Consider the following 1007-nt stretch of genomic DNA (forward strand, 5'->3'; position numbering starts at 1 on the left):
GTTCCTGTTTGTGCTATTGGATCTATAGACATATAACCAAAAGCAGAATCACAAAGACCAGGACTATCATCTCCCACATAAAAATTATCAAAATAAGCGGTACCCCAGTGACCACCCCAGTTACAGTCTCCGGTAGATATCTCCAAGGTTGCAGCTTGACCCTGCAATTCTATAGTATTTAATTTTATACAAGACCAATCTGTATAAACTAAATTTGTAGAACTAGAGGTTCCACTAGGACTTACAGGACTAACGACCTCGTTAAATATACAATTATCAGGATTAGCTGAAATACAACGCTCTTGAACTAAGCTTCCTGCATCATCATAAAGCCTAAAGGTTACAAATGGTTGCTCATCTACTGGGTGTCCAGGGTCATTCATTAAAAACAAGAAATCTAAGGTAAATACTTCACCTGCAACAAATTCTTTTACCATGACAGTTCCTGTTTTCCCTCCCCCATTGTCATCATTTAATTTAATAGCACGCTCTGAACAACCAAACGGAGAAGTACTAGAAACAGGAATTCCGTTTGCAGCTAACCAAGGTATATTACCCGGTTCTGCATACGTCACTGCTGTATTGTTAAAGCTATAATCATATTGATTTATTGCTGCAGTAACCTGAGGGGTACCGTTAAGATAATTCATCCCTGTACAAGCTCTTATATCGTTGAAATTTTTAGAATAAAATGTATATCCACTATCATCAAAAATACCATTTTCATCTTGAAAGCTAGGATTTTCTATACAAGCACATTGATTTTCTGTTAGACTTACTGCTAAAGGTTCACTCTCACAACCAGCTATAGTTTGTGTAACGTAGTAAACATCTCCATCTATTAAAGAAACCGTACTTATATTATTTACAGGAATAGTTGCTGCAGCATCACTATACCATTGTAAGTTTTCACCACAAACTAAAACGGATGACAAATCATCTGTTGGGTTTGTAAAGCCTGCTGCCGCCCAGGTAGCTGCGGTACAAAAAGTCTGTAATGACTCTGC

At 37.5% G+C, this 1007-nt stretch carries 1 protein-coding gene; it reads right to left on the bottom strand.

Translation table 11 applies throughout. The features are described from left to right. Nucleotides 1-1007 (bottom strand): hypothetical protein (locus BUC03_RS15250; RefSeq protein WP_159432728.1); only part of this gene is annotated, 1007 nt, incomplete at both ends.

It is taken from the genome of Mesonia phycicola (genome assembly GCF_900141885.1).
Taxonomy (GTDB): domain Bacteria; phylum Bacteroidota; class Bacteroidia; order Flavobacteriales; family Flavobacteriaceae; genus Mesonia; species Mesonia phycicola.